Source organism: Proteus sp. fly-1089 (assembly GCF_040138965.1).
GTDB lineage: Bacteria > Pseudomonadota > Gammaproteobacteria > Enterobacterales > Enterobacteriaceae > Proteus > Proteus vulgaris_B.
Genome location: NZ_JBEETS010000002.1, coordinates 511,956 through 532,407 on the forward strand (window position 1 = coordinate 511,956; position 20,452 = coordinate 532,407).

Genomic DNA, 20,452 nt, shown 5'->3' on the forward strand with positions numbered 1-20,452 from the left:
ATTTTCTGATAAGCATCTATTTAATAGGAAACCCTTTAAAAGGTTTTATTTCTCGAATGCTAAAACTGGTGTTCATTTCTTTGATATTACCAATTGCTCGTACTTTCATCATGGAAACGTTATGAAAATCTTCCATATCTTTAACGACCAATTGCAACATATAGTCATATCGCCCTGAAATATTATGGCAAGAAATCACATTATCAATCTTCATTATCTCTTGTTCAAAGTGCGCCATATTATCTTCAGAATGCAAATCTAACGTAATATTCATAAAGGCATAAAAATTAAACCCTAAGTGCTTAGGATCAATGATGGCGCGATAATTCTTGATCACTCCTTTTTCTAATGCCTTTAATCGTTTCCAACAAGCGGGCGGAGACAAAAACACACGTTTAGCTATTTCAGCATTATTCAGTCGTCCTTCCTCTTGTAACAGCTTCAGGATCCCCATATCCGTTTTGTCAAGATCCATTCTATTCACACCTCTGTGACATTAATCAAAATAACGTTTTTATCAAAGATAATTAATTCATAACTCAATTTTAGCGAATTTTATTAATAAATAAGTCCGTCTAGCTTCCAATATGGAGAAATAATTAATCACACTAATTGCTAAAATTATTCTCGAAGTATCGTTATTCAGCTAATACAAAATGATTAAAAATCATGTTCCATAAATAAACTTAACAAAACAAATACTATAAATTTTACTTTCACATGGGATCACATGTATGACCTTATTAGAACAAAAAGTTGATAGGGCCTCTCTCTCAAAAGAAGAATGGAAAAAACTAACACGATTCGATAATACTGATATGGGATGGATTATTATCAGTATCGGCATGGCAATTGGCGCAGGTATTGTGTTCTTACCTGTGCAAGTTGGCTTAATTGGATTATGGGTGTTTTTACTCTCTTCTATTATTGGCTACCCTGCCATGTACCTCTTTCAACGCTTATTTATTAATACTCTTGCCGATTCTAAAGAATGTAAAGACTACCCAAGTGTTATCGAAGGTTATCTTGGTAAAAACTGGGGAATGTTTTTAGGGTTACTTTACTTTTTAATGTTAGTGATTTGGATTTTTGCTTATCCAACAGCGCTGACTAATGATACAGCATCTTACCTACACACCTTTGGCGTAACTGAAGGATTACTATCAGAAAACCCTTTTTATGGATTAATTCTTATCTCGTTTCTCGTCTTAATTGCATCACGAAGTGAAGAGTTATTATTTAAAATCTCAAGCTTTATGGTGTTATCTAAATTACTCGTTGTATTTGCGCTAGGTGTCATGATGATAAGCATGTGGGATCTATCGAAAAATATCGATGCCTTCCCGCCTTTTAGCTTATTAATTAAGAATGCCATTATTACGCTACCTTTTACACTGACTTCTATTCTCTTTATTCAATCTCTTAGTCCGATGGTTATCTCTTATCGAGCTAAAAACAAATCGATTGAAGTCGCTCGTTATAAAGCCTTAAGAGCCATGAATATTTCTTTCGGTACACTATTTTGTGTTGTCTTCTTTTATGCCGTTTCTTTTACCTTTGCTATCGGCCATGATGAAGCGGTTAAGGCCTATGAGCAGAATATTTCGGCCTTAGCCATCGCAGCGCAATTTATTGAAGGCGATGCGGCTAAATATGTCACGCCTGTCGGCGTCGCACTCAATATTTTTGCTTTAATGACAGCATTCTTTGGCGTTTATCTAGGCTTTAAAGAAGCAGTACAAGGCTTAGTCATGAATGCTCTTACTCGTATTATTCCCGCAGAAAAAATTAATCAGAAAATCCTCACATTATGTATTGTAATTTTTACTGTAGTTATTGCATGGGGTGCAATTGTTCTTAATTTGCCAGTATTAATGTTCACTTCAATCTGTAGTCCTATTTTCGGGATTGTAGGTTGTCTTATTCCTGCTTATTTAGTTTACAAAGTACCTTCATTGCATCGTTATAAAGGTGGATCACTGTATTTGATTATCTTTACGGGCATTCTGCTTTGTATTTCCCCTTTCTTGAAATTTATTTAATTAGACGTATTAAAGGCTTACCATGAAATATAACTTTGATGAAATTATAGATAGAAAAGATACCGATGCTTTAAATTATGATGGTTGGCGCCAGTATATTTTTAAAGCAGATAAAGACGCACAGTTCGCCTTTACTGATAATGAATTTATTAGAATGTGGGTTGCGGATATGGACTTTTCTACTCCGCCTGAAGTTCTTGAAGCCATTAAAACACGCCTAGATAGAAAAATATTAGGTTATACCAAAGTGTATGATGAAGAGTATTACCAAATATTTAAAGATTGGTGCCAAAGACATTACGATTGGGAAATCGATCCACGTGAAATTGTATTATCACCGGGCATTATTCCTGCATTAAACCGCTTAGTCCCTTTATTAATAAAAGAAGATGAAAGCATCCTTATTCAAACACCTTCTTATACACCATTTAAACAAGCGGGAGACTATAATTCTCGCCAAGTGATCTACTCTGATTTATTAGAAAAAGATGGTGAGTACTCTATTGATTTTGTAGATATGGAACGCAAAATTAAAGATAAATCACTTAATATTAAGCTCTTTATTTTATGTAATCCTCAAAATCCAACGGGTAAAGTGTGGACGGAAGAAGAACTAATTAAGATGGGAAAACTCTGTGTTGAAAATGATATTTGGATGATATCAGATGAAATACATTGTGATTTATTGCGTAACGGTGTGTCACACACACCTATTGCTAAACTTTTCCCTTATTATGAGAAAATTGTTACCTGTATGGCACCAAGCAAGACATTTAATCTTGCAGGTAATCTAATGTCTCATATTTTTATTAAGAATGAAGAAGTAAAAAAAGATTGGCTTCGCCTTTATGATGACTTTATTTCACCATTAAGTTTAGTTGCAACAAAAGCTGCTTATTCTCGATGTGATGAATGGTTAAAAGCACTAAGAAACTATCTCGATGATAACTTTAAATTAGTACAAGAATTTGCTCAGACTCATTTCCCAAAAGCAAACTTTAAAATACCTGATTCAACCTATTTAGCATGGATTAATTTGACTGAATATTTACCTGAAGATGTCGATAACCAACAACTTTCACTCTATTTTGCCAATAAAACAGGCATTTTATTAGAAGGTGGAAATATGTTTGTAAGTAATGGTGATAACTATATTCGTATAAATCTTGCTTGCCCTCGTTCCATTATCAAAGAAGGCTTAGAAAGAATAAAAAATGCCCTTTAATTTTTGAGATGAGTAAAACAAAGAAGAGCACCACATTTGATCAATCTATTTCAGTGTCTGCTCTTCTTTTTTCCTATTTCAATTATCTTAAACGCTCTATTTACGGTGATTATTTCAACACTTAATTTCTCAATTAATATAAAAGCCCATCTCTATTTTATTACCTCATTAAATAGAAACTTAATAACAATCCTTTTAAAACAGCAACATAGTCAATTTTTAATATTACCTCGTGAGTTTATGATTAATTTTCACTGAATCAACACTCACTTTCCCGTACAATCCTTCCATTCATTTTTAACCCTATTAAGATTGGGAGAACAGATGGACAAACGTTTTGTTCAGGCCCACAAAGAAGCCCTTTGGGCCCTAATTTTAACTTTTATTTATTTGTTGGGTTGGTTAATTACCGCCTATTTACCTGATAACACACTAGGCATTACTGGTTTACCTGTTTGGTTTGAGCTTTCATGCTTATTCTTACCTGTTTTGTTTTTTTTGTTGTGCTATCTGATGGTGCGCTACTTTTTCAAAGATATGCCGTTAGGAGATGAGCATGACGATGCAAACTGAGGTCATAGTGCCACTGATTGGCTACCTTCTGTTGGTCTTTCTGCTATCGGCTTATGCTTATCGTAAGCGCGAAAAAGGTGAGTTTCTTAACGAATATTTTCTGGGTAATCGTTCCATGGGGGGCTTCGTGTTAGCGATGACAATCACTGCCACTTATGTTAGCGCAAGTTCCTTTATCGGTGGGCCAGGTGCCGCCTATAAATATGGTATTGGTTGGGTATTGCTTTCGATGATCCAACTACCCGCAATTTGGCTATCCCTTGGGGTATTAGGAAAAAAATTCGCCATTTTAGCGCGTCGTTATAATGCCGTTACTTTAAACGACATGCTATATGCGCGTTACAAAAGTCGTTTTCTCGTTTGGTTTGCCAGTTTAAGTCTATTAGTCGCCTTTGTCGGTGCCATGACAGTGCAATTTATTGGTGGCGCACGTTTATTAGAAACCGCGGCCGGCATCCCTTATGAGTTTGGCTTGCTTATTTTTGGGGTCTCGATTGCGCTGTACACTGCAATTGGTGGATTTAGAGCTAGCGTATTAAACGATGCATTACAAGGTCTTGTGATGCTACTCGGTACCTTTATCCTACTGGTTGCTATTATCTATAAAGCGGGTGGTTTAGATATTGCGATACAAAAACTCAATGCTATCGATCCCGCATTAACCTCACCTCAAGGTGCGGATGGCATTCTAACGGGGCCTTTTATGGCTTCATTCTGGGTACTGGTCTGCTTTGGTGTAATAGGCTTGCCACATACTGCGGTACGTTGCATCTCTTATAAAGACAGCAAAGCCATGCATAAAGGGATCATTATTGGCACTATTGTGATGTCATTATTAATGTTTGGTATGCATTTTGCTGGTGCATTAGGCCGGGCGATCATTCCTGACCTGACAGTTCCCGATCAGGTTATCCCAACATTAATGGTTGAAGTCTTACCGCCTATTGCAGCAGGTATTTTCCTTGCGGCGCCTATGGCTGCCATTATGTCTACGATAAATGCGCAACTGTTACAATCTTCAGCAACGTTAGTCAAAGATCTTTATCTCAATATCGCCCCTCATGCTATTACTAATGAGAAACGTATATCTCGTTTATCGAGCCTTTCAACCTTGATTTTAGGTGTACTACTGCTGTTTGCTGCATGGAACCCACCATCAATGATTATTTGGCTTAATTTACTCGCTTTTGGTGGCCTGCAAGCTGTTTTCTTATGGCCTTTAGTTCTTGGCCTTTATTGGGAAAAAGCGAATCGTTATGGCGCTATTGCAGGTATGATCACAGGTGCCGCTCTCTATGCCACTCTTGCGACATTTAATATCCAAATAGCTGGATTCCACCCTATTGTTCCCTCACTGTTATTAAGCTTAGTAGCATTTCTTGTTGCTAATCGATTTGGAGAGCATACTCTGCCACAATCAGCATCATTACAGTGAATTCGTTTTTAAAGAGATTAATTATGCCTTGGATACAATTAAGACTTAATGCAACTGCTGCCAATGCCGAAGCTATTGGTGATGAGCTAGTTGAAAGCGGTGCCGTTTCAGTGACTTTCCAAGATAGTCACGATACCCCTATCTTTGAACCTTTACCGGGTGAAACTCGCCTGTGGGGTGATACTGACGTTATCGGTTTATATGATGCAGAAACTGACATGAAAATTATTGTAGCGATGTTAGAAAACACGCCACTACTAGGTCAAGGCTTCCTGCACAAAATTGAACAACTCGAAGATAAAGATTGGGAACGTGAATGGATGGATAACTTCCACCCAATGCGCTTTGGTGAGCGTTTATGGATTTGCCCAAGTTGGCGTGAAGTACCTGATCCTAATGCCGTCAACGTCATGCTAGACCCAGGTCTTGCATTTGGTACAGGTACCCACCCTACTACCTCATTATGCCTTCAGTGGCTTGATGGTTTAGATTTAGAAGGTAAAACGGTTATCGACTTCGGTTGTGGTTCTGGGATTTTAGCAATTGCGGCTTTAAAATTAGGTGCAGCTAAAGCAATTGGTATTGATATCGACCCGCAAGCCATCCAAGCAAGCCGTGATAATGCACAACGTAATGGTGTATCTGACGCACTCACACTGTATCTTGCAAAAGACCAGCCTGATAACCTCAGTGCTGATGTTGTCGTGGCAAATATTTTAGCTGGCCCATTACGTGAACTTGCACCCGTTATTAGTACACTGCCTCGTCAGGGTGGATATCTAGGTCTTTCTGGCGTATTAGCGACACAAGCAGAAGGTGTGGCAGCTGCCTATGAAGGATTATTTAACTTAGATCCCGTTGCTGAGAAAGAAGAGTGGTGTCGTATTACCGGTGTGAAAAAATAACACAGAACAAATATTAACCAAAGTGAGATAATCTCATTACGTTAAAATTTCACTTAATTATTGTTTATCAGGCATTAATCACATTTTTGCCTGATAAACTCTACTTAGTTCCACTTGTTTATCAATTCTATACCATCAAATTTTAATTTTTTAAAAACACATAACATTATGTTTTTATTGATTAAATAATCAATTCATAAAAAATCAAGTGTAAAAAAGTAACTTTTTTTCGCAATTTGGTTAAACTTTGTCCTTTCATATCTGGCAAAAAATGCGTAATATACGCGCCCTTGCAGTCACAGTTTGGCCCTCTTTTCATCTATGCGAATCGGACAGTATCAGTTAAAAAATTGCCTTATCGCGGCTCCCATGGCTGGCGTTACAGACCGACCTTTTCGGTCGCTTTGCTATGATATGGGTGCGGGTATGACAGTTTCTGAGATGCTCTCTTCCAATCCTCAGGTTTGGCAGACAGACAAGTCTCGGTTACGAATGGTACATAGTGATGAATTGGGGATCCGCTCCGTACAAATTGCAGGAAGTGATCCCGTTGATATGGCGGCTGCTGCGAAGATAAACGCAGATAGTGGTGCTCAAATTATCGACATTAACATGGGTTGCCCTGCAAAAAAGGTGAATAAAAAGCTAGCAGGTTCAGCGCTACTTCGTCATCCCGACCTTGTCGCAGAGATCCTCTCTGCTGTGGTTAACGCGGTAGATGTACCTGTTACTCTCAAGATCCGTACTGGCTGGTCACCTGATGAACGTAACTGTGTAGAGATTGCCAAATTGGCTGAACGTTGTGGTATTCAGGCTCTCACTATTCATGGGCGTACACGCGAGTGTTTGTTCAAAGGGGAAGCCGAATACGACAGCATTCGGACAGTTAAGCAGAATGTTTCTATTCCCATTATTGCGAATGGAGACATAACAGACCCGCTAAAAGCCAGAGCAGTATTAGACTACACTGGAGCCGATGCTTTGATGATCGGTCGCGCTGCTCAGGGAAGACCCTGGATCTTTCGGGAAATCCAGCACTATCTGGACACAGGTGAACTGTTGCCCCCTCTACCGATTGTAGAGGTACAACAAATAATGCAAAAGCATGTGCGTGAGTTGCACGACTTTTACGGTCAAGGCAAAGGAACTCGCATTGCACGCAAGCATGTCTCTTGGTATCTCAAGGAACATGCCCCTGATGACCAGTTTCGGCGCTCCTTCAACGCCATAGAGGATGCCAGCGAACAGCTGGAGGCGTTGGAAGCATATTTCGAAAATTTTTTGCGTAAATAAATAAAAGAGCTGACAGAACTATGTTCGAACAACGCGTAAATTCAGACGTACTAACAGTTGCCACCGTAAATTCACAAGATCAGGTGACCCAAAAACCTTTACGTGACTCAGTTAAACAAGCACTGAAGAACTATTTTGCTCAATTAAATGGTCAAGATGTTAATGACTTATATGAGCTAGTATTGGCTGAAGTTGAACAGCCATTGTTGGACATGGTAATGCAGTACACCCGTGGCAACCAAACGCGTGCAGCGCAAATGATGGGCATTAACCGCGGCACACTGCGTAAGAAACTGAAAAAATACGGCATGAACTGATCCTAGTCAGTTAGGTCTATTTTTATAAAAAGCCTTTTCTGGGTTTCCAGAAAAGGCTTTTTTGTTGCTTCTTTATCGGACTTACTCTATAACATCCATGGTATAGGTTACCAAATTTGGTAACATTATTATATGTTACCAAATTTGGTAACCTTCATCGTCATGGTTACGTCCAATAACCGAATATAGCGCGTTTATATTGATTGCCATTCTCTCATAAAGTTATAGGTACAAATTAATGAATAACAACATCATTAGTGTGATCACCGGTGACATCATAGGCTCTAGAGATATTACACCTGAAAACTATGATGTTATGCTTTACACCTTAGAGCAAACCGTTCAACTGCTCTCAGAGCAACTTCCGCTTAAATATGACCGATATCGTGGCGACTCCTTCCAACTTGTTTGTTCAAAAGCTAATGATGCCATTAAAGTCGCCATTGTCATCCAGCTCGCACTCAAAACATCAAGTCTTGAAATCAGCGCTCGACAAAGCATTGGTGTTGGAAAAGTAGATTCATTACGCAATGATGTTAGGACGTCTATAGGTGAGGCTTTTATTTTATCAGGTGAAGGGCTGGATAAAATGAAAGGTGAAATATTGGCAATATCAACTTCTGATACCGACTTCCAACACAATATTACTTTAGTGACTAAGTATTTAGATTTACAACTCAAAGAAATTACTCGAGCACAAGCACAAGTTTTACTTAAATACATGGTCAATAAAGATAAATCTCACTACGCTATTGCCAATGAGTTAAATAAATCGAGAAGTAATATTACTCGATTACTAAATGCTAGCCACTATCAACTCATAGATGAATATATTCAATACTTTAATTATTTGATTAACAAGGTTTATTGATATGTATAACTTCACGCTTCTTATATCCCTCTATGTTGCACATATTATTTTTGATTTTTATTTGCAACCGAGAACATGGATAGAAGCGCGAAACGCTCTACATTACAAATCTAAAGCACTTTATTTACACTCACTACTACAAGGTGGGATAAGTTTTATTATTCTTGTAGTAATGTCCGAGATAAGCCTTATTTCTATTTTAGCTTATAGCTTAGTAATATTAATTAGTCATTTTATTTTTGATCTTGCTAAATCCTATACGGATAACTCGTTAAAATGGTTTATCACTGATCAAGCTCTTCATTTATTCGTGATTACCTTTTTATGGATAGTGCTTGTTGATCAAAATACTCAAATATTCCATGATCTTAGTTTTAAAAATATTAACTACAAATATCTTATTGTTGTTCTTGCCTACATCATTATTTTAAAGCCTATTTCGAGCCTTATTTATATGTTACTAAAGAAATGGACACCTGTTGCAGTAGAAGGCTCAACACTCGTTTCTGCGGGTCAATCTATTGGTTATTTAGAAAGAACACTAATCTTAACTTTTATTCTTTTAAATCAATTTGCAGCAATTGGCTTCTTATTAGCAGCTAAATCAATATTTAGATTTGGTGAATTACAAGATGATCAAGATAAAAAGCTAACAGAATATGTTATGTTAGGTACACTGATTAGCTTTAGCATTTCTATCTTTATTGGACTTGCTACTTCCTATTTTGTGACTCAACTCCCCATAGGAAAATAACTCATCAAACTTCTGGGCTAAATATCATTTTTTCTGATGGAAATCCCTCAGGGAATGATTGGCAACGTATTCGTTTTGATAAAACTCCCTCTAAAAACCCTGTCAGACTCTCTGCAATAAATTCTACCTCTGATCCTCTAGATGGAATAATTGCTATTGTCCAAAGCTCACTATTTTCTGATAAAACAACCCAAAAAAGCGTATCTCCATTATCCGTGACACCAATGGGTAAAAGCCCATTACATTTTGGATATAGAACAAAACGATAGTAATTAGGATCATCATTGATTAATGAGCTGAAATCTTCAAGGATCTGCTCTTTTTGCTGGAAAAAATTAATGTACTCATTTTGGCTAAAGGGATTAAATAACGTTATAAAATCAGCTACCTGACCTGAACCATATTGGGTGATAAACGCAATATAATCTTTGGGAAAGGCATATTTGTTATCAATTAATGGCCATCTCTCTTCTTTTCCATTTTCATGTATTGCAGAAGGAATAGGTAGTTGCTGATTTAATGCCGTTAACATCACTATCTCACTTATTTGAGTTCTATTACACCGTGTAATGTATGATATTTTAGAGTGAGCATCACTTTTATCATAATCATGCTGATAGTTATCACTCTATTACCCTAGTAAACAATCCTATATTTAAAAGAAAACAGACCATGACCACACCAGTACGCACCATTACATTTATTGATAGCGCTTATCCTAAGCCCCATAAAATTAAAGAATTTGTCTGGTCTGGGCGATTAGATAAAAATGGACAACTTTGGTTTGATCTTCATCTTAGAAGTGCCGATTACTATTTAAGTGAAGGGGAGGATTATCTGGATGATATCGACGAAGATGAATCAGATGACGAAGAAGAATATACCAGCCTAGCTCACTGGCAAGCTCCCATTGTTTGGGATAATTATCACTGTTGTACACTCTCCTCAACTTATTGGTCTGACGACCAAGGTATTTTGCTCAGCACAGGAAATACGCCGTTCGATTTTGATAACTTTATTACTCATCAATTTAATGTTGATATTGCCCCTCAAATCGATAGTGATACAGATGAATATGAAGAAAGAGCAGAAGTCCTTGCTTTCAGTATTTACTTATTAGGTCATGATGCATGTAAAAATCATCAAATTCACTTCCAGCGCCAACAAGATAATACTTATCACATTAATTGGTCTGGAAAAATCGCACTCTTTTATGCTGGGTTTGATGAATTTATTCATCAATTTAGTGCACAACTTGAAAACATCCCTTTTGATGGCTTTTATTTCCCTAAATCGTGGGATTTAGATAAAGCAGCACTGGAATTTAAAAAGGTACTTTCTCATTTTGAACATTATGAGTTTGTATTAATTAATCCCAAGAGTCAGATTAAACAGTGGAAATTAAAATATATCGCTTAAATAGCGTGATGATTAGTTAAAATACCTAATGATATTTATGTTGATATAAAACCCCTCATCTGTTTATATCAATATTGTCCATAAAGTAGATAATATTTATTGTTTATCAGGGAATTATAATGACTGCCTTACCACGAAAAAAAACATGGCAGATTGTCCTCACTATTATTTTAGTTGGGATAAATTTACGCCCTTTCTTAACTGGCCCAGGCCCTGTTATTGACAATATTATTGCCTCAACAGGAATGAGTTATAGCCAAGTCTCATTACTCACGCTATTACCTATGCTGTTAATGGGAATAGGCGCATTAATCGTTCCCTTTTTACAGTCTTATATTCAAGTGCGTAAAGGGCTGTTAGTGGCGATGTTGATGCTACTTATAGGCTCATTTTCTCGTGCTTATGTTTCTGATGGTCATCAACTATTACTGACAGCACTCTTTTGTGGTTTAAGTGTCGCCTATATTCAAGCGGTATTTCCCGGCATTATTAAAGGATGGTTTGGAAATAGAACACCTATCATGATGGGATTATATTCCGCCATGTTAATGGGGGGAGGCGCACTAGGTGCTCAACTTTCCCCTATTCTCACCGCCTCCAATGGTCATTGGCAAAGTGCTTTGGCATGGTTTGCGCTTCCTGCTGGCTTTGCATTTGTTGCTATTCTTTTCTCGATTAAAAATAGCGCCACCTCTGCCAACAAAATATCACTCAATACCTTGATCTGGCGTCCTAGAACAGGGTTACTTATCTTAGGATTTGGTTGTGTTAATGCAGGATATGCTTCTGTGGTAACATGGCTAGCTCCTTTCTATCAATCGTTAGGAATGCCAAGCGCTCAAAGTGGCTCGCTAGTCGCTATCCTTTCCCTTTTTCAAGCATCAGCAGCATTGATCATTCCATTTTTGGCGGCTAAAAATCACGATCGGCGTTTTTGGCTGATGTTAACATTAATAAGCCAATTTATCGGATTTGGCGCAATAATGACGATCCCCATGAGTGCGCCTTATCTTTGGAGTATTTTCTTAGGTTGTGGCTTAGGGGGATGTTTTTCCATGATGATGATCGTCGCACTTGATCACATTCCTGACCCCGCGCAAGCTGGCGCACTATCAGCACTAATGCAAGGTGGTGGTTTTATTATTGCTGCATTTGGACCATTGGTTGCTGTCCTATTACGCCAACCTGATGGAAGCTTTACTTATGCATGGGCATTTCATGCCATTTTAGTGATTATTACGATAGGATTATTTTCACGATTAAACCCACGTCATTACGCAAAAGCCTATCCCGCCAATCACTCTATTTAATCATCTATAAAAAATACATGGATAAAATAAGCGCCTTACTTTTTACAGATAAGGCGCTTGTTAAAGATATAATTGAATATTACTTATGGCGATAATTAAGCAACAATATGTGTTCCTGTTTCACCTTTTAAAGCAGAAGCCAATTTTTCCGGTGTTGTGATAATCACACGTTTTCCGCCTGCGGCTAAAAATGACAAACTCGCTTCGATTTTAGGAAGCATACTACCCGGAGGAAAATGCCCCTCATGCATATATTGAGTCATTTCTGCCACAGAGGTTTCACCTAACGCTTTTTGTTCTGGTTTACCGAAATGAATACAGACTTTTTCAACACCGGTTGTAATAATCAGAATATCTGCATGCAATTCTTTTGCCAGTAGCGTTGAGGATAGATCCTTGTCAATCACGGCATCAACACTTTGGTAATTTCCTTGCTCATTTTTAATAACTGGAATACCCCCCCCCCCTACAGCAATCACAACATAGCCACATTCTGACAATGATTTAATTGCATTGGATTCAATTACATGTTGTGGAATAGGAGAGGCAACAACACGGCGATAACCACGACCAGAGTCTTCAATAAAATGCCATTGAGGGTTTTCTTGTTGTAATTGCATCATCTCTTGTTCAGAGAAAAATGCACCAATAGGTTTTGTTGGAGAAACAAAATTAGGATCGTTTTTATCTACTTCAACTTGAGTGATAAGGGTGATCGCTTGTTTATTTTGTTGAACATGAAGCTTATTGGTTAACGCTTGTTGTATTAAATAACCAATCCCCCCTTGTGTGTCTGCAACACAATTGGCTAATGGCGTTAATGGTAAACCTTCTTGTACATGTGCAACTTCCGCACGGCGTAAATCAAGCCCTACTTGTGGTCCATTACCATGAGTAAGAACAATATTATACCCTTCAGCCACCATATCACTAATATGGGCTGCAACCTCTTGTACTGCTTGTTCTTGATGAGCGATAGACTGGCTAGCATTGTCTTTAATAATACTGTTGCCTCCAATGGCAACAACAACGAGTTCTTTCATGTTTCACTCTCAATTATATTATTGGCAATTAAAGTAGAAATAACTCACCTCTACTCTCAGAGGTTGGGTTAATAGGGTCGCCATATCGCTAACCACTTACCCCATTTTTATCTTTTAATGAGATAAACATTATCGTATTGAACAATATCTATTCATTAATTGCGCAGGATAATAACAGAGAATGTAAATAAAACATCTATTACTCAACATTTCTCTTATTTAATTTCAGTAAATAGAATGAGAAAGAGAGGAAACAAGAGGCGTCATCAAATAGATTGATAACGCCTTATTTAATACAAATAAATGGGATAGTTAGGGCTTTTTCATTTTGCTATTTGAACAATATCAGATTGATAAACATCAGGCATATCGGTAATTAGCATATCAACTCCCCATTGTTCAAAATCTTTCACTTCATCAGGATCATTAGGGGTATAACAATAAATTTCATAGCCTGCTTGTTTGAACAATTGCGCTTGTTCTTGTGTAAGATATTTGTAATTACAATGCACACTAAAACCATCAATAACTTTTAATGTTTCTAATGCATTATCGGGGATCTCATCCCACAATTGTCCTCTTCGAATAAAAGGAGAATATCGCTTCATCACAATTAAAGCTTGTGTATCAAAAGAAGAAAATAAAATTTGCTCATTCGGAATATCTGCACTTTTTATCATATCAGAGACAGCTAAGCATAAGCGTTCAATATCATCATCGGGCCATGTTTTCAGCTCAATATTGAGTTTTGTGCCTGAACGTTTAATTAACTGTAGTCCTTGTCTTAAAGAGGGAATTTTTTCACCTTGATAAAGTGAACTAAACCAACTTCCTGCATCAAGACGATGTAAATCATCTAAAGTATGAAAACGCACAGCACCTTGCCCATTCGTGCAGCGGTTAACCGTTTTATCATGAATAAGCACAGGAACATGATCTGCCGTTAATTGCACATCCGTCTCAATCCATTCACACCCAAAATCAATCGCCATTTTAAATGCAGCTAACGTATTTTCAGGGGCTTTTCCAGAAAAACCTCGGTGAGCAGCTATCTTCATTTCTCTCTCCTTTTCATTTGTGCCGACATCATGACAATCATTTATGACAGCAATTTGACAGTCACACCATCAATAACTCTTCATTTAATTGTCACCCCTTTGTCATAAATGACATTTAGGGTAATTAGCAAACTAGATTGCACCTTTAACTCTCGATTTAAAAGGAAATACTGCATGTCGATAAAATCAATAACGGGCCTTGCCGTTGCGATGACACTCTTTGCTTCACCTACACACGCAAAAACACAAATTGAATGGTGGCATGCAATGGGAGGTGCCCTTGGTCAGAAAGTTAATCAAATCGCGTCTGATTTTAATGCAAGCCAATCTGAATATGAGATCAAGCCTGTTTATAAAGGCACTTATGCTGAAACGATGACCAGTGCAGTAGCTTCGTTTCGTGCTAAAAATCAACCTGCTATTGTGCAAGTCTTTGAAGTCGGTACAGCCAGCATGATGGGAGCTAAAAAGGCCGTTTTTCCGGTTTATCAATTAATGGAAAAAACTAACGAGCCTTTTGATCCAAATAGTTATCTATCTACAGTTACCGGCTATTACACCACCAGCGATGGCCAAATGATGTCACTGCCCTTTAATAGCTCAACACCCGTGCTTTATTACAACAAGGTTCTGTTTAAAAAAGCAGGTATAGACCAACCGCCTAAAACATGGAAAGAGATGGAAGTTGTGTCTCAAAAATTTCTCGACTCCGGAGTAAAATGTGGCTTTACCACCACATGGCAATCATGGACACAAATAGAAAACTTTGGGGCACGTAATAATTTGCCTATTGCAACAAAAAATAATGGTTTTGATGGCTTAGATACGACGTTTCTATTTAATAAGGCCCCTTTCGTTGCTCATATTCAACAAATGGCAGATTGGTCTAAATCAGGTATTTTCAAATATGGTGGGCGTCAATCCGACTCAATGCCTCTATTTTATACCCAAGAGTGCGCCATGGTGATGGAATCATCAGCAGGTTTTGCTGGTATTAAAGAGAATATGAAAGGAATTGATATTGGTGTTAGTCAATTACCTTATGACGATACGCTTGTACAAAAACCTGCTAACACCATTATTGGTGGTGCATCGTTATGGGTTATGTCAGGGCGTCCCGATGCAGAATATAACGGTGTAGCAAAATTCTTCACCTATCTTTCAAGCCCTGAAGTACAAGCTGATTGGCACCAAGCTACAGGCTATCTTCCTGTTACTAAAGCCGCTTATGCATTGACACAACAACAAGGCTTTTATCAGCAAAATCCAGGGGCTGACACTGCAATATTACAAATGACAACCTCCGAACCGACTGCAAATTCCAAAGGATTACGCTTTGGTAATTTCTTGCAAACACGCGAAATTGTTGATGAAGAATTAGAAAAAGTATGGTCAGGAAAACAGAGCGCTCAGGCCGCATTGGATAATGCTGTCACGCGTGGAAATGAGCAATTACGCCGTTTTGAGCGTACTCAATAATCACATTTATCAGGCGAGCTTAACGGCTCGCCTTCTGTTTTTATCGATTTACTGGATACTGTATGGCTTCTCAATCCATTTATTTTAAACAAAAATGGTTACCCCTAGCGCTGATTTTTCCTCAACTGGCTATCACTCTTATCTTTTTTATTTGGCCTGCTGGGCAAGCTTTCTTTCAGTCATTTCAATTAGAAGATGCATTTGGCCTGAGTAGTGAGTTTGTGGGTCTCGAAAACTTTCAGCGTTTATTTAGCAATAGTTACTATTTTGACAGTTTAATCACGACATTGATTTTTAGCACCAGTGTTGTCTTTCTCTCTATGATATCTGCGATTATTTTGGCAGGCATTGCCGAGCAAGTTTTACGAGGCAAACTGTTTTATCGCACGATCTTAATTTCACCCTATGCCATTGCGCCAGTTATCGCGGGTTTTCTTTGGTTATTTATGCTTGATCCCACGATTGGCGTATTAAGCCAATTATTAAAACAGATAGGCATTAATTGGGATCCCGTACTGAATACACATCACGCGATGTGGATGGTGATTTTAACTGCGACATGGAAACAAGTGAGTTATAACTTTTTGTTTTTCCTAGCCGCCTTACAATCTGTGCCTAAATCACTATTAGAAGCGGCGGCTATTGATGGCAGTGGGCCTATTAAACGCTTTATAACAATAAGTTTTCCACTCATTTCACCGACCACATTTTTCTTACTGGTCGTGAATTTTGCCTACGCCTTTTTTGATACTTTCGCCATTATTCATGCCATGACACAAGGTGGCCCGGGAAGTAGCACATCAACATTAGTGTATAAAGTCTATAACGATGGTTTTGTAGGATTAGATTTAGGCTCTTCAGCCGCACAATCCGTTATCTTAATGTTTATTGTCGCAATATTAACCGTGATCCAGTTTCGTTATGTTGAGAAGAAGGTGGCTTACTGATGGTTGAACGCAGACCTTTATTTCATGCTTTTTGCCACTTTATTCTCATTGTTGGCATTCTTTCTGTCGCATTTCCTGTATGGATAGCGTTTGTTGCTACAACACATCAAAATACTGCATTTGCCACAGGTTCACCGCTTTGGTTCGGTACTGAAGGTTTCGGTATTTTTAAAACGCTATTGTCACAAGCGGGCACAACACAAAATAGTGCGATTTCAATTAATAGCATGTTGTTGAATTCACTAATCATGGCGTTAGTGATCACTATCGGAAAGTTAACAATTTCGATTTTATCAGCCTATGCTGTTGTATTTTTTCGCTTTCCGGGTCGTATGCTAGCCTTTTGGACTATCTTTTTTACATTAATGTTGCCTGTTGAAGTTCGTATTATGCCGACATTTGAGGTTGTTACTAACCTTAATATGCTGAACTCTTATGCAGGATTAACAGTTCCATTAATTGCCAGCGCTACCGCTACTTTTTTATTTCGACAATTCTTTCTTACTATCACCCCAGAGCTTATTGAAGCAGCCAAAATTGATGGCGCGGGCCCAATACGATTCTTTTTCACCATCTTACTTCCTCTTTCACGTACCAATATAGCCGCCTTGTTTGTTATCACATTTATTTATGGCTGGAACCAATATCTTTGGCCAATGCTGATCACAACAGATACCCACTATTACACTATTGTGATGGGTATCAAACAGATGGTTGCGGTTTCCGATGGTGTTATTGAATGGAATAAAATTATGGCAACCACATTAATTGCGATGTTGCCTCCTGTCTTTATCGTCATTCTGATGCAAAGAGCCTTTGTAAAAGGCTTTATTGATACGGAGAAATAACATGACAACCGTCACTCTCAGCGATTTAGAAAAGCGTTACCCAAATGGTCATCAAGCCATTTCAAAATTAAACCTTTCTATTGAGCAAGGCGAAATGGTGGTATTAGTTGGCCCTAGCGGCTGTGGTAAATCGACATTACTACGCATGATTGCGGGATTAGAAACCATTACACAAGGTGATTTACTCATTGATAATTTACGTGTTAATGAACACGAACCCAGTGAGCGTGATATCGCCATGGTTTTTCAAAACTATGCCCTTTATCCTCATATGTCAGTTTATAACAACATGGCATATGGCTTGCGTAATCGAAAAACACCAAAAGCAAAGATTGAAGAACTTGTCACAAATGCAGCTCAAATGCTGGAAATCAGCCATTTACTTGATAGAAAACCTAAAGAGCTATCAGGTGGGCAACGACAACGTGTGGCAATGGGCAGAGCCATTGTCCGTAAACCTAAAGTCTTTTTATTTGATGAGCCACTCTCTAACCTTGATGCAAAATTACGTGTACAAATGCGCCTTGAGATAAAAAAGCTACAACGAAAACTCTCAACGACTTCGATCTACGTTACTCACGATCAAGTTGAAGCCATGACATTAGCCGATAAGTTGGTGGTACTAAATCAAGGAAATATAGAGCAAGTGGGTACACCGCTAGATATTTATGAAAGCCCGGCTTCTGTGTTTGTTGCTACTTTTATGGGTTCTCCTGCAATGAATATTTTAGATACTCCCATTAATCATGGTGTGATTGAAGTCGCTGATGGGCACATTGCTGTTTCATCTCAGCACCTTCCTTATCAAGTGATTAAATTAGGTTTACGCCCTGAACATTTACTTATTAACCACCAGCATCCTATGTTTCATGTGGATGTTGAGTTTATTGAAGCATTAGGTGCTGATGTTTTAATTTACGCCACAACCTGTGATAAACAAAAACAAGCTATTGTTATTCGCGCCCCGAACGATCATGGTGTTAATATTGGTCACAAAATAGGTCTTACTATTCATCCTGAAAACCTACATTTCTTTGATGAGCAAACAGGAAAACGTATTAATCGCCCTTTTATGATCATCAGTGAATTAATGGTTTCATAAAATATTGATATTATTTCTTCATTTTCAGTTTAATCTGAATAGCGATGTGTTGAGCATCGCTATTTATTTATAACAAAGCAATAAATATCAAAAATATAAAAATTATCAGAATTAAACAAATAAAAAACCGTAATAGATACAGTGTTATTTTGATATTATTCTAAATAAATAAAAAAACATCACTTACACTTAAAGTAAATTCAATTAAATGTTTTATATAATATTTATCCAACAAAGCTTATCTTTTAAAACTTAACTTATCTATTAATTATCTTATTTTTAAGTAAGTTAAAATTATTAATCAGTTTTTTTCTCATGTTAAGGAAAGAAATAATAATACTTTTTTGCTGAGAAAAGAAAAAACATATATTGAGATAATATTTTTTCATAAACCCCTATATTGCGCTAATAGATAAGCACTGTTATTCTTCTGCTCGAATTTGATCTGCACTTATATAAACTGCCAAGCAGAAAAGGACTTAATTAAAAAATGAAAATTAAATTACTTGCTACAGTGATGGTATCAGCAGCACTACTCTCTGGTTGTCAAAACCTCAATACCGATATGCTGACTAAATCAGGAACCCAACTTTTCCAAGCAGCAACATTAAGCGATGATGATATCAAAGCACTAACAAATGATGCATGTAAAGAGATGGATGCTCAAAATAAAGTCGCACCAGCCAATAGCACTTACACCAAACGCTTAAATAACATCGCTAAAGCGTTAGGTAGTGAAGTTAACGGCACTCCAGTAAATTACAAAGTTTACATGACTAAAGATGTGAACGCATGGGCTATGGCTAACGGTTGTGTTCGTGTTTACAGTGGTTTAATGGACATGATGACTGATAATGAAGTTGAAGGCGTTTTAGGTCATGAAATGGGTCACGTTGCTTTAGGTCATACCCGTAAAGCAATTCAAGTTGCTCACGCAACAGTTGCAGCACGTACCGCAGCAGCATCAGCAGGTGGCGTTGCAGCACAATTAAGTAGCTCACAATTAGCTGAAATGGGTCAGAAATTAATTAATGCTCAATTCTCACAACATCAAGAAACTGAAGCTGATAATTTCTCTTATGATCTGCTAACAAAACGTGGCGTTAATACAGCAGGGTTGGTGACAGGCTTTGAGAAGCTCGCTAAATTAGGGGGTGGTGATTCAAGTATGTTTGATTCTCACCCACCATCAAAAGAGCGTGCTGATAATATCCGTAATCGCATTGCTGCAGATAAGAAATAATGATCTTTCCCCTATATCTCATGGTATGGGGGTTTTCTTTTCAGGTTTATCAGTTACGAATGACGAAAACGATCCGTAACATCGGTAAAAAAACGTTTAATTGCTTGCCTTTCATGCTGATCATATTGTTCAAATAACGCTGACCATTTTGCTTGAGATTGTTGATGTAATACTCCATGCGCATGAAAAAGTAGCTCTCCTTGAGCGGTTAAAATAAAAAAGATCTCTTTTTGATTGTCTGCCAATTTTATTTTTTCAATCGCACCTTTTTTTTGTAATCGGCTACAAATTTTTGAAACAGCTCCTCGAGTCATTGCCATATATTCACTAATGGTCGTAAGATTTCTCATGCTCTCCTCACCAATACAATGAATAACATGCAACTCTGTCAGTGAATAATTCTCTAACCCCTTCTCTTCTAATACTTTTTTATGCTCCTCATTGACATATTCATCTTTAAGATGCAAAAAATCACTTAACCCTTTTAACAAGTCTTGTGTTGTTACATTCTCTTTTGTCATTTTGTTTCCTTGGAAAAAATTTTAAAAAAATAGTACCAAAAGTATTTACAACAATCAAAATATCGCT

Annotated in this window: 21 protein-coding genes; 16 read left to right on the forward strand and 5 right to left on the reverse strand. The window is 37.6% G+C overall.

Annotation, left to right across the window (positions count from 1 at the left end):
* Nucleotides 1-16: 16 nt before the first annotated feature.
* Nucleotides 17-475, reverse strand: a complete 459-nt coding sequence (locus tag ABN080_RS08760) for an Lrp/AsnC family transcriptional regulator (RefSeq protein ID WP_072069791.1) — start codon at nt 473-475, stop codon at nt 17-19.
* 343 nt (nt 476-818) lie between these two features.
* On the opposite strand from ABN080_RS08760, the gene ABN080_RS08765 reads away from it, so the two are divergent.
* The 9 genes from ABN080_RS08765 (at nt 819) to ABN080_RS08805 (ending at nt 9,415) form a co-directional block, all read left to right on the forward strand.
* A complete protein-coding gene (locus tag ABN080_RS08765; RefSeq protein WP_371032673.1) occupies nt 819-2,042 on the forward strand; it encodes an aromatic amino acid transport family protein in 1,224 nt (407 codons plus the stop codon).
* 22 nt (nt 2,043-2,064) lie between these two features.
* Nucleotides 2,065-3,267: a MalY/PatB family protein gene (locus ABN080_RS08770; RefSeq protein WP_349440841.1), complete on the forward strand. Its 1,203-nt coding sequence runs from the start codon at nt 2,065-2,067 to the stop codon at nt 3,265-3,267.
* 324 nt (nt 3,268-3,591) lie between these two features.
* Nucleotides 3,592-3,840, forward strand: a complete 249-nt coding sequence (locus ABN080_RS08775) for a YhdT family protein (protein ID WP_115350545.1) — start codon at nt 3,592-3,594, stop codon at nt 3,838-3,840.
* Nucleotides 3,830-5,275, forward strand: a complete 1,446-nt coding sequence (gene panF, locus ABN080_RS08780; RefSeq protein ID WP_196554816.1) for a sodium/pantothenate symporter — start codon at nt 3,830-3,832, stop codon at nt 5,273-5,275. Before ABN080_RS08775 ends, panF begins: the two co-directional genes overlap by 11 nt.
* A 23-nt stretch (nt 5,276-5,298) precedes the next feature.
* Nucleotides 5,299-6,180: a 50S ribosomal protein L11 methyltransferase gene (gene prmA, locus ABN080_RS08785; protein WP_072069794.1), complete on the forward strand. Its 882-nt coding sequence runs from the start codon at nt 5,299-5,301 to the stop codon at nt 6,178-6,180.
* A 321-nt stretch (nt 6,181-6,501) separates the two neighbouring features.
* Entirely contained in the window at nt 6,502-7,473 is a 972-nt protein-coding gene (gene dusB, locus ABN080_RS08790) for a tRNA dihydrouridine synthase DusB (protein ID WP_036938696.1), read from the forward strand.
* A gap of 20 nt (nt 7,474-7,493) precedes the next feature.
* Nucleotides 7,494-7,790: a DNA-binding transcriptional regulator Fis gene (gene fis / locus ABN080_RS08795; RefSeq protein WP_004245342.1), complete on the forward strand. Its 297-nt coding sequence runs from the start codon at nt 7,494-7,496 to the stop codon at nt 7,788-7,790.
* 238 nt (nt 7,791-8,028) lie between these two features.
* The gene (locus ABN080_RS08800) at nt 8,029-8,661 is read left to right on the forward strand and encodes a hypothetical protein (protein ID WP_196554798.1); all 633 of its coding nucleotides are present in this window, start codon (nt 8,029-8,031) and stop codon (nt 8,659-8,661) included.
* 1 nt (nt 8,662) lies between these two features.
* The gene (locus ABN080_RS08805; protein ID WP_196554799.1) at nt 8,663-9,415 is read left to right on the forward strand and encodes a DUF3307 domain-containing protein; all 753 of its coding nucleotides are present in this window, start codon (nt 8,663-8,665) and stop codon (nt 9,413-9,415) included.
* 4 nt (nt 9,416-9,419) lie between these two features.
* On the opposite strand, the gene ABN080_RS08810 is transcribed toward ABN080_RS08805, so the two are convergent.
* A complete protein-coding gene (locus ABN080_RS08810; protein ID WP_231619334.1) occupies nt 9,420-9,947 on the reverse strand; it encodes an SMI1/KNR4 family protein in 528 nt (175 codons plus the stop codon).
* 140 nt (nt 9,948-10,087) lie between these two features.
* Between ABN080_RS08810 and ABN080_RS08815 the strand changes: the two genes are divergently transcribed.
* The gene (locus ABN080_RS08815; protein ID WP_349440842.1) at nt 10,088-10,834 is read left to right on the forward strand and encodes a hypothetical protein; all 747 of its coding nucleotides are present in this window, start codon (nt 10,088-10,090) and stop codon (nt 10,832-10,834) included.
* Between the two features lie 119 nt (nt 10,835-10,953).
* Complete coding sequence (locus ABN080_RS08820; protein WP_349440843.1) at nt 10,954-12,144, forward strand: cyanate transporter; 1,191 nt, start codon at nt 10,954-10,956, stop codon at nt 12,142-12,144.
* A gap of 95 nt (nt 12,145-12,239) precedes the next feature.
* On the opposite strand, the gene ABN080_RS08825 is transcribed toward ABN080_RS08820, so the two are convergent.
* Both ABN080_RS08825 and ABN080_RS08830 read right to left on the reverse strand, forming a co-directional pair.
* Nucleotides 12,240-13,187, reverse strand: a complete 948-nt coding sequence (locus tag ABN080_RS08825; protein ID WP_349440844.1) for a carbamate kinase family protein — start codon at nt 13,185-13,187, stop codon at nt 12,240-12,242.
* A gap of 323 nt (nt 13,188-13,510) precedes the next feature.
* Nucleotides 13,511-14,245, reverse strand: coding sequence for a glycerophosphoryl diester phosphodiesterase (locus ABN080_RS08830; RefSeq protein ID WP_196554803.1), 735 nt, complete (start codon nt 14,243-14,245; stop codon nt 13,511-13,513).
* A 174-nt stretch (nt 14,246-14,419) separates the two neighbouring features.
* Between ABN080_RS08830 and ugpB the strand changes: the two genes are divergently transcribed.
* The 5 genes from ugpB (at nt 14,420) to loiP (ending at nt 19,864) form a co-directional block, all read left to right on the forward strand.
* Complete coding sequence (gene ugpB, locus ABN080_RS08835; protein ID WP_349440845.1) at nt 14,420-15,724, forward strand: sn-glycerol-3-phosphate ABC transporter substrate-binding protein UgpB; 1,305 nt, start codon at nt 14,420-14,422, stop codon at nt 15,722-15,724.
* A gap of 62 nt (nt 15,725-15,786) precedes the next feature.
* Entirely contained in the window at nt 15,787-16,671 is an 885-nt protein-coding gene (gene ugpA, locus ABN080_RS08840; RefSeq protein WP_349440846.1) for a sn-glycerol-3-phosphate ABC transporter permease UgpA, read from the forward strand.
* Nucleotides 16,671-17,519, forward strand: coding sequence for a sn-glycerol-3-phosphate ABC transporter permease UgpE (gene ugpE, locus ABN080_RS08845; RefSeq protein WP_340894969.1), 849 nt, complete (start codon nt 16,671-16,673; stop codon nt 17,517-17,519). Before ugpA ends, ugpE begins: the two co-directional genes overlap by 1 nt.
* Nucleotide 17,520: 1 nt before the next feature.
* Nucleotides 17,521-18,621 carry a sn-glycerol-3-phosphate ABC transporter ATP-binding protein UgpC gene (ugpC, locus tag ABN080_RS08850; protein WP_349440847.1) on the forward strand — a complete coding sequence of 367 codons (1,101 nt, stop codon included), beginning with the start codon at nt 17,521-17,523 and terminating at the stop codon, nt 18,619-18,621.
* A gap of 490 nt (nt 18,622-19,111) precedes the next feature.
* A complete protein-coding gene (gene loiP / locus ABN080_RS08855; protein ID WP_072069806.1) occupies nt 19,112-19,864 on the forward strand; it encodes a metalloprotease LoiP in 753 nt (250 codons plus the stop codon).
* Between the two features lie 53 nt (nt 19,865-19,917).
* Here loiP and ABN080_RS08860 read toward each other — a convergent pair whose 3' ends face one another.
* On the reverse strand, nt 19,918-20,385 hold the full coding sequence (locus tag ABN080_RS08860) for a MarR family winged helix-turn-helix transcriptional regulator (RefSeq protein ID WP_349440848.1): 468 nt from the start codon (nt 20,383-20,385) through the stop codon (nt 19,918-19,920).
* Nucleotides 20,386-20,452 lie beyond the last annotated feature (67 nt).